A 7,347-nucleotide genomic window follows, 5' to 3' on the forward strand; every position below is an offset into this window, starting at 1 on the left:
CGCCATCGCCAGCAAGCCGGCTCCTACAGGATCAACGCAAACCTGCAGGAGCCGGCTTGCTGGCGATGAAGGCAACGCGGTCTGTGTGATTTAACCGCGTTACAGTTACTGCTCCAGCTTCTGCGGAGTTTCCTGGCCCATGCAGCGCACGGCTTTTTTCTTGTTGTTGACCAATACGCCGGTCAGGCCTTTCTGTTCGGTGTCGAACATCACCAGCACGCCATCGATGCACTGGGCCACTTGTGGAGCCGGTTCCAGGGAGACTTTGTAGTCTTCGCCCGGCACGGTCTTGAGCATGGCGAAGTCGCTGAGCAGCAGCGCATCTTCGGGTTTGGCGAAGTGCAGGTAACCGTAGTACCACAAGGCCCCGACGGTGCCGAGGATGCTGCAGATACCGGTGATGATCAGCGGGATGGCGTTACGTTCTTCACTCATTGCGGACTCTCTGGTGGTTCATCTTCTGAATTCGGGGGTGCCGGGTAGTTGGGAATTTCACCCAAGCGGCGCAGACCGTTGAAATGCTGCGGGTCATCAAGGTATCGCAGCATGACCTTGCGCCAGACCGGGTCGGCAAACGTCTGCACATGACCACCACGGGTCAATTGCAGCACTCGCGGCGGCGGCGCAGCTTGATACAGACGGATGCCGTTGGAAAGGGGCACGATCGGATCGTCGATGCTGTGATAGATCAGTTTCGGCACACCGTTGAGCTGCGTCATCGAGTGGATCGCGCTGTCACCGTCCGGCACCAGCCACGACAGCGGCACCTGGAACGCCCACGTCAGCCAGGAATTGCTCAGGGCGAATTGGCCGATGCTGCGATAACTGGCGGGCACGCCATCGAGGACAAAGGCCTTGAGTTGTTTCTGGCGTTCGGGATGCTGAACCAGGTAATGCACGGCCATTGAGCCGCCCAGACTTTGCCCGAGCAGGATCAACGGTTTGCCTTTGACCTCCGGCGCCTGGTCGAGCCACTTGAACGCCGCGTCGATGTCCTGATAGATCGCCGGCAAACTTGGTTCGCCTTCGGACAAACCGTAACCGCGATAATCGATCAGCAGCACTTGATAGCCTTCCTCCGGCAACCACCAGCTGCCGCCCAGATGCATCGGCAGATTGCCGCCGTTGCCGTGCAGGTGCAGCACCGTGCCTTTGACTTCGACGCCTTTTTTCGCTGGCAGCCACCAGCCATGCAGCTTGAGGCCATCGGCCGTGGTGAGGGTGACGTCGCGGTATTCGAGTTTGGCTTTTTCCGGGGTGAACAGCTGGCCGGGCTCGGGGTAGAACAGCAAAGAGCTGCACCCGCCGAGGGTTAGAAGCAGGAAGAGGATGCCGAGGATTCTCATCCGTTGAAACCTCGCTTTTAGGATTGATAGCAAGTCCTGTAGGAGCGAGGCTTGCCCGCGAAGGCGGCATAACATTCAACAGGCATGTTGACTGACACAACGCCTTCGCGGGCAAGCCTCGCTCCTACAAGGTATGCGGTGATTAGAGGATATTGGAGTAATCCGCTTCGATCCGGTCCAGGCTCAGGTGGTTCAGGAAGTTGGAGAAGCACATCCACGCCGACAGCGCGTTCATGTCACGGAACTGTTCCGGCAGGTATTTCGGCGGCACCACCAAGCCTTCATCGACCAACTGGCGCAAGGTGCGCATGTCTTCCAGCGTAGTCTTGCCGCAAAACAGCAGCGGCACTTGCTCAAGTTTGCCTTTACGCACGGCCAACTGAATGTAGTTGTAAACCATGATAAAGCCCTTGAGGTAGGACAAGTCTTTGGTAAATGGCAGACCGTTCGGCACCGAACCACGGAAAACCCGACTGGCGTTGCCGTAGCTTTCCGCCATTTCAAAGCCCTGCTCGCGGAAGAACTCGAAGATCTGCAGGAAGTCCGCGCCCTCCTCCACCATGTGAATGGCGCGGGTACGGTTGGTCAGTTTGCGCAGGCGGCTCGGGTAGGAGGCGAAGGTGATGATTTCCATCAGGATCGCCAGGCCTTCCTGGGTCACCGTCGACGAGGGTGGCCCCTTGGACAGGAAGGTGCAGATCGGCTGGTTCAGACCGTTGAGCGTAGTGCCGACATGCACCAGCCCTTCATGGACTTCCAGCGCACGCACATCGCGCTCGTTGAACATCGCATCGGTGCGGATCTTGATGTAGTCGGCGCCGGCCGCCGCATCGGCGACGATGCCGTCGGACTCGAACACCCGAATGGTTTCCTCGGCCTCGCCAAACACTTTGCTCAGCCGGGTTTGCAACAAATGCACGGCGTCCTTGGCGGTGAGGATTTTCGGCTCGTCCTTCAGGTCACCACGACCATCGATGTTGTTCAAATAATCGGAGAGCATCAGGCCGAGGTCGGACAGGGTCGGGTCACCGGCGTGAAACGCGTCGGACGCCGCGCCATACAACTCCTGGGAAATCAGGCCGAAATCCTCGGTGCCGCGCGCTTCAAGCATGCGCACCACCATCCGGTATTCCTTGCACATGCGCCGCATGATCTGGCCGACCGGGTTGAACTGGCCAAGCTGACGGGTGATGTCACGCTCGATGTTCTGGAATTCCAGTTTCACTTTGCTGGAGTCGAAGGACAGCGGCCGGTTCAGGTAGTAATCACGGTCCACCGCCGGCATTTCCTTGCCCTTGGCCTTGAGGAAACCCTTGCGGATGCTGTCGTCCCACTTCACTGCATCCAGGACGCGAATCGGCGTCTGCGCCAGCACAATGCGATCGGACAACATGCGTATCGTCTGCTGGTAATCGTCCACCCGAAACTCCTGTAGAAAAACCGTTATGTGCTGGGTTTATTTGGCTTTGGCCAGGCGCTGATAGCGCACGGCTTCGACGAAGACATCGGAATTGGCCGGATCGTCGAGGTAAGCGAAGACTTGGTCCATGCGTGTGTTGATCAGCACGCCGTCACCGTCGTCGGTCTGGAAACCTTCGCCGCTGAGGACTTTTTGCCCCAGGGCCTGGTTGATCTGCTCGAGGTCGAGGTTGTAGACCACCAGTTCATGCTTGTCGGTGAGTTCGAAACCGGCAATGGTGAAATGCCCGCCAAACTGCGCCGGGACTTTTGCCGACAGGTACCAGCGGTTGCCATGGCGCGAGACGGTGAAGGGATAGGCTTCGCGTTCCTTGGGTTTGGCCTTGAAGTAGCTGACCGCCTGATAGCGATTGTCGCCGATGCGCGTCAGCTCCAGGTTCAGCGGCTCGCCCCAGGCGTTGGTGCTGGTCCATTTGCCGAGTAATCCTTTGGGCGCGGGGTCGCTCGTGGGTAATGGCTCCCTGAAGGTCACCAGACAGCCACTGAGCAGCAGGATCGACAAGGCGATCACAACGACGCGCCAGGCTTTCATTCAATACTCCCTATGAACACAGTCCCCCGATTGCTCACTGTCCCTGTAGGAGCGTGGCTTGCCCGCGAAGGCGATGCGTCAGTCAACACATCATCTGTTGAATGTTAAATCGCCTTCGCGGGCAAGCCTCGCTCCTACAGGTTCATCGCAGGATCACACCGACGCCAGTACCAAATGCATGTAGCGGGTCAGGATACCGAGCATTTCAGCTTCGGCGTCAGGCTCGGCGTCGTTGAGCAGCCCCTGATATTCCATCCGTCCGATAATCGCCGTCAACACTTTGGCATCCTGGTGTGGCTCACGGGAACCCAAAACCTGGAAAAGCTGACACGTACCCTGCAGGAGAATCTGCTGATGCGAGCGCACCAGCTCCGCCAGGCGCGGGTTCAGCAGCGCTTCCTGACGGAACGCCTGTTCGGCCATCAGGTGTTCGCGACGGTTGATCAGTTGCCGGTGAACATAGTCCGCCATCAACCGTGCAATGTCGTCCGCCAGTTGCGAGCGCGACTCGGGGCTGCCGTCGCCGCTGACGACCATCTCGCGCAGCAGCCCTTCATTGTTCACCCACAGCTTGGCCATGAACGCCGCGCTGCGTTCCACATATTGGGCAAAGGTATCGGTGAGCAAGTCATCGATGTCCTTGAAATAGTAAGTGGTGGCCGACAGCGGCACACCCGCTTCTGCAGCAACCGCACGGTGACGCACGGCCCGCACGCCATCGCGCACGACAATGCGCATGGCCGCATCGAGAATGTCCTGTCGACGCTGCTCGCTGCCCTGACGGCTGGCCTTGCGGCCCTGGTACTGAACACTTTCAGCGACCGCAGTGGCGATACCCGCTGCACCTTCTTGAGCCATTGCACGGTTCACGACAGGAATTCCTCTCTCATTTCAAAAGTAACCAATTGATACGTTTGTACCAGACAGGCAATAAAAAGCCGCCTGTTATAGGCGGCTTTTTAATTGAAACATTTACGCTTGCGGCCGCATGTGCGGGAACAGGATCACATCGCGGATCGACGGGGAGTTGGTCAGCAGCATCACCAGACGGTCGATGCCGATGCCTTCACCGGCCGTTGGCGGCATGCCGTACTCCAGCGCACGAACGAAGTCGGCGTCGTAGTGCATGGCTTCGTCGTCGCCGGCGTCCTTGTCGGCCACCTGCGCCATGAAGCGCTCGGCCTGGTCTTCCGCGTCGTTCAACTCGGAGTAGGCGTTGGCGATTTCACGGCCACCGATGAACAATTCGAAACGGTCGGTAACGTTCGGGTTGTCGTCGTTTCGACGAGCCAGCGGCGACACTTCGAACGGGTACTGGGTAATGAAGTGCGGCTGCTCCAGCTTGTGCTCGACCAGCTCTTCGAAAATCATCACCTGCAATTTGCCCAGGCCTTCGAAGCCCAGCACCTTGGCGCCGGCTTTCTTGGCGATGGCGCGGGCCTTGTCGATGTCGTTCAGATCATCGGCAGTCAGCTCAGGGTTGTACTTGAGGATCGAATCGAACACCGACAGACGCACGAACGGTTCGCCGAAGTGGAACACCTTGTCGCCGTAAGGCACATCGGTGCTGCCCAGAACCAGCTGCGCCAGCTCGCGGAACAGTTCTTCGGTCAGGTCCATGTTGTCTTCGTAGTCGGCGTAAGCCTGGTAGAACTCCAACATGGTGAATTCAGGGTTGTGACGAGTCGAAACGCCTTCGTTACGGAAGTTGCGGTTGATCTCGAACACTTTCTCGAAACCGCCAACCACCAGACGCTTGAGGTAAAGCTCAGGCGCGATACGCAGGAACATTTCCATGTCCAGCGCGTTGTGGTGCGTTTCGAACGGCTTGGCCGCTGCACCGCCCGGAATGGTTTGCAGCATCGGCGTTTCCACTTCCAGGAAGTCACGCTGCATCAGGAAGCTGCGAATGTGGGCGATGACTTGCGAACGCACGCGGAAGGTCTGGCGCACGTCTTCGTTGACGATCAGGTCAACGTAACGCTGACGATAGCGCTGTTCGGTGTCGGTCAGGCCGTGGTGCTTGTCCGGCAGCGGGCGCAGGGATTTGGTCAGCAGGCGCACGCTGGTCATTTCAACGTACAGGTCGCCCTTGCCGGAACGGGCCAGGGTGCCTTCGGCGGCAATGATGTCGCCCATGTCCCAGGTTTTCACCGCGGCCAGGGTTTCTTCGGACAGGGTCTTGCGGTTGACGTAGACCTGGATGCGACCGGTCATGTCCTGGATCACCATGAACGAGCCACGGTTGAGCATGATGCGACCGGCAACCTTGACCGGGATTGCAGCCTCTGCGAGCTCTTCCTTGGTCTTGTCCACGTACTGTTTCTGCAAGTCTTCGCAGTAGTTTTCGCGGCGGAAGTCGTTCGGGAAGGCATTGCCCTTGGCGCGCTCGGCAGCAAGCTTTTCCTTGCGCAGGGCGATCAGGGAGTTTTCTTCCTGTTGCAGGGCTTGCGGGTCGAGTTCTAGGTCGCTCATGTCTTTAGATATTCCATCTGGTTCGTTGCCCCCGGCCTGCGGCCGGGGATCGCCAGCGAGCTGGCTCCTACAGGGGATCGGGGGGTGTCAGCCGATCCCGTATTGCATTGCTTACAAGCCCGACTTCAGGCTCGCTTCGAGGTATTCATCGATATCACCGTCGAGTACCTTGTCGCAGTCACTGCGCTCGATGTTAGTGCGCAGATCCTTGATGCGCGAGGCATCGAGTACATAAGAACGGATCTGATGACCCCAGCCGATATCGGACTTGGTGTCTTCCAGCGCCTGGGACGCCGCGTTGCGCTTCTGCATTTCCTGCTCGTACAACTTGGCCCGCAGCATTTTCATGGCGGTGTCCTTGTTGGCGTGCTGGGAACGTTCGTTCTGGCAGCTGACCACGGTGTTGGTCGGTACGTGGGTGATACGTACGGCCGAGTCGGTGGTGTTTACGTGCTGACCACCGGCACCGGAGGAGCGATAGGTGTCGATCCGCAAGTCTGCCGGGTTGATTTCGATTTCCACCTTGTCATCGATCTCTGGCGAGACGAAAACCGCCGAGAACGAAGTGTGACGACGGTTGCCGGAGTCGAACGGGCTCTTGCGCACCAGGCGGTGTACGCCGATCTCGGTACGCAGCCAGCCAAAGGCGTATTCGCCCTTGATGTGCACGGTCGCGCCCTTGATGCCGGCGACTTCACCGGCCGACAGTTCCATGATGGTGGCGTCGAAGCCGCGTTTGTCAGCCCAGCGCAGGTACATGCGCAGCAGAATGTTGGCCCAGTCCTGGGCCTCGGTGCCACCGGAGCCGGCCTGGATGTCCAGGTAGGCGTTGTTCGGGTCCATTTCATGGCTGAACATGCGGCGGAATTCAAGCTTGGCGAGGTTTTCCTCGAGACGGGCCAGCTCGGCGACGACATCGCCCACTGCGCCTTCGTCGTTTTCTTCGACGGCCATGTCCAGCAGGTCGCGGCAATCGGCCAGACCGGTGTTCAGCTCGTCCAGGGTATCGACGATCTGTGCCAGCGCAGAGCGCTCGCGGCCCAGCTCCTGGGCATATTCAGGTTTGTTCCAGACGCTCGGATCTTCAAGCTCGCGATTGACTTCGGTCAGACGCTCGTGCTTTTGATCGTAGTCAAAGATACCCCCGAATAGTTTCGGAGCGCTCGGACAGGTCCTTGATGGTGTTAAGGATCGGGTTGATTTCCATGGCGGGCAGCACTCGTTGGCGAACTTTTGAAAGCCGGCGAGTATAACGGCAAACGGCCGGAAACGGCAGCCCGCTTGGCCGAAAAGGCCCGGTGTGTTTTCGGAGCGGCCGTACACCGATCAACTGTAGGAGCCGGCTTGCTGGCGATGGCGGACTGATAGCCGGCCTGTGTTTTCGGTCGGAGTACATATCCGTTCTTTTGGTGACGGCGGCTATTGGTTTCGCCCTTACGGCGAGTCACTTGGAAGAGCCCCAAGTAACCAAGGGCTCTTGCCCCTTTCGTTCGGTGCCTCGCTATGGCTCGGCAT

General features: G+C 58.9%; 7 protein-coding genes. All 7 read right to left on the bottom strand.

Going from position 1 to position 7,347, the window contains the following annotated elements:
- Positions 1-105 precede the first annotated feature (105 nt).
- A complete protein-coding gene (locus PMI32_RS03340) occupies positions 106-435 on the bottom strand; it encodes a PA3694 family proteiin (protein WP_008034178.1) in 330 nt (109 codons plus the stop codon).
- Complete coding sequence (locus PMI32_RS03335) at positions 432-1,346, bottom strand: alpha/beta hydrolase (RefSeq protein WP_008034180.1); 915 nt, start codon at positions 1,344-1,346, stop codon at positions 432-434. The genes PMI32_RS03340 and PMI32_RS03335 overlap by 4 nt, the downstream gene beginning before the upstream one ends.
- A 142-nt stretch (positions 1,347-1,488) precedes the next feature.
- Positions 1,489-2,739, bottom strand: coding sequence for a flavohemoglobin expression-modulating QEGLA motif protein (locus PMI32_RS03330; RefSeq protein WP_177318173.1), 1,251 nt, complete (start codon positions 2,737-2,739; stop codon positions 1,489-1,491).
- Positions 2,740-2,802: 63 nt separating this feature from the next.
- On the bottom strand, positions 2,803-3,357 hold the full coding sequence (locus PMI32_RS03325; protein ID WP_008034193.1) for a hypothetical protein: 555 nt from the start codon (positions 3,355-3,357) through the stop codon (positions 2,803-2,805).
- A gap of 153 nt (positions 3,358-3,510) precedes the next feature.
- A complete protein-coding gene (locus PMI32_RS03320; RefSeq protein ID WP_008034197.1) occupies positions 3,511-4,227 on the bottom strand; it encodes a TetR/AcrR family transcriptional regulator in 717 nt (238 codons plus the stop codon).
- Positions 4,228-4,329: 102 nt separating this feature from the next.
- On the bottom strand, positions 4,330-5,832 hold the full coding sequence (lysS, locus tag PMI32_RS03315) for a lysine--tRNA ligase (RefSeq protein ID WP_008034198.1): 1,503 nt from the start codon (positions 5,830-5,832) through the stop codon (positions 4,330-4,332).
- A gap of 111 nt (positions 5,833-5,943) precedes the next feature.
- Positions 5,944-7,039 (bottom strand): peptide chain release factor 2 gene (gene prfB / locus PMI32_RS29415; RefSeq protein ID WP_157214382.1). Its coding sequence is split into 2 segments (ribosomal slippage): positions 5,944-6,966 and positions 6,968-7,039, totalling 1,095 coding nucleotides; the frame shifts between segments, so codons are not numbered across the junction.
- Positions 7,040-7,347: the final 308 nt, after the last annotated feature.

It is taken from the genome of Pseudomonas sp. GM60 (genome assembly GCF_000282415.1).
Classification (GTDB): domain Bacteria; phylum Pseudomonadota; class Gammaproteobacteria; order Pseudomonadales; family Pseudomonadaceae; genus Aquipseudomonas; species Aquipseudomonas migulae.

Coding starts and splice junctions, on each gene's coding strand:
- PMI32_RS03340 (WP_008034178.1), bottom strand. CDS start 435: ATGAGTGAAGAACGTAACGCCATCCCGCTGATCATCACCGGTATCTGC.
- PMI32_RS03335 (WP_008034180.1), bottom strand. CDS start 1,346: ATGAGAATCCTCGGCATCCTCTTCCTGCTTCTAACCCTCGGCGGGTGC.
- PMI32_RS03330 (WP_177318173.1), bottom strand. CDS start 2,739: ATGTTGTCCGATCGCATTGTGCTGGCGCAGACGCCGATTCGCGTCCTG.
- PMI32_RS03325 (WP_008034193.1), bottom strand. CDS start 3,357: ATGAAAGCCTGGCGCGTCGTTGTGATCGCCTTGTCGATCCTGCTGCTC.
- lysS (WP_008034198.1), bottom strand. CDS start 5,832: ATGAGCGACCTAGAACTCGACCCGCAAGCCCTGCAACAGGAAGAAAAC.